This window comes from Paenibacillus sp. MAEPY2 (assembly GCF_000499205.1).
In the GTDB taxonomy this organism is placed as follows: Bacteria; Bacillota; Bacilli; order Paenibacillales; family Paenibacillaceae; genus Paenibacillus; species Paenibacillus vandeheii.
Genome location: NZ_AWUK01000109.1, coordinates 1 through 1,684, shown reverse-complemented (window position 1 = coordinate 1,684; position 1,684 = coordinate 1). Strand labels below are relative to the sequence as shown.

The window sequence follows — 1,684 nt, the reverse complement described above, 5'->3', positions numbered from 1 at the left end:
GAGAGCCCTGCAAAACGAATACAGTTTCTGTAAAATACTGCCCAATGCCGCGTAGGCATTGGGCTTGTTGTATAATGGGAAAAAAGGAAAAGCGAGTTGAAAGACTTTGTTACATGCAGGTAGACAAATCACCGCATCATTTCATGCGGAGTTATATACACTTGTTCCGGAAAATCACCTCTTACGCAAGATTCATAGCATGGTGGACTTTAGTTTCATACATGAGCTGGTGGAAAACTCATACTGTAAATACTACGGCAGACCAGCTAATGAGCCGGAACTGCTCTTTCGTCTGCTCTTTTTACAGATTCTCTACAATCTTTCAGACGAGCGAGTTATACAGGAAACCCAAGTGAATCTGGCGTACAAGTGGTTTATCGGAGTTAATCCGGAAGATCCCCTGCCAGATCCTTCACAACTCTCACGTTTTCGTAACCACCGTCTTGGCGTGAGCCAGGTGGAGGATGTTCTTAAACAAGTCATAGGCCAATGCATCGACAAAGGGCTCATTACTTCAAAAACCATCATCTTGGATGCAACGCATACGCATGCAGCAACCCAGCGGCAACAACCGCTTAACGTGCTTCGGCAAGCAGCCAAACGACTGTTTCGCGTTGTAGTGAAACGGCATCCGAAGCTTGAGAAGAAGCTTCCTCCCTTGCCGAAAGTGAAGAGTGAGCAAGTAGATGCAGAAAAGATCATGTTGCATTATCTCGCCGAACTCGGCCAAACGGTAGAAGCGTTGTTACCGGACCATGAAGGAGCCATAAGTGACAAATTGCATATCGCGAAGGAAATCGTAGAAGATGAGCGTCTGCTAGCCAACAAAGGCATCCGGTCAGCGATCGACCCTGACGCAAGGTTCGGTTGGAAAAGCAGTACCCAGTCGTTTTTTGGCTATAAAGAGCACCTGGCTATGACAGAAGAAGAATTGATTACGGCTGTTGAAGTGACACCGGGAACCAGCGATGACGGAAAGCAGTTATCTGTTCTACTGGCGCAAACGAAAGCAAATGGAATTGGAGTCGAAGAAATTATTGCAGACACGGCATACTCTGGAAAAGACAATCTGGCAGAAATGAAAAAAGAATCCATTCAGCCTGTCGTTCCACTGAATCCCGTTGTTCACTCGGGTGGCGTGCGCCAAGATGGATTCGACTACAACAAGGACGCTAATTTCGTGGTCTGCCCCGCAGGCGAACGGAGCATTCGCAAAGCAATTCAAGGGAGTAAAACAAGCGGAGAGAGCCGCTCACTTGTATTCTACTTTGACGTAGAGAAGTGCAAAGCATGTCCGCTGCGCGAAGGCTGCTACAAACCGGAGTCCAAAAGCAAGACGTACTCCATCCGGATGATCGCCGAGCATTTCAAAGAGCAAATCGAGTTTGAACTTAGCGATACATTCAAAGAGCGTATTAAGCGCAGGCCGATTATTGAACACAAAAATGCAGAGATGAAGAGGTTCCACGGGATGGAAAAGGCCAAATATCGTGGTCTCTTTCGCATGCGAATACAGGCCTATCTCACGGCGTTCGTTGTAAATGTGAAACGAATGGTTAGGCTAATAGAGCAAAAGCAGCCCGCCCTCTGACTGAGAAACGAGCTGCTATTTTTAGTTTTCTCACCACTTTTACCAATTCAGAGTAACCATCTTCTAAAAACTAAGGCTTTTGCAGGGCTCTCT

Annotated in this window: 1 protein-coding gene; it reads left to right on the top strand. The window is 46.7% G+C overall.

All coding sequences use genetic code 11. The features are described 5' to 3' along the window. Window positions 1-106 precede the first annotated feature (106 nt). Window positions 107-1,591, top strand: coding sequence for an IS1182 family transposase (locus P364_RS0134725; RefSeq protein WP_024634530.1), 1,485 nt, complete (start codon window positions 107-109; stop codon window positions 1,589-1,591). Window positions 1,592-1,684 lie beyond the last annotated feature (93 nt).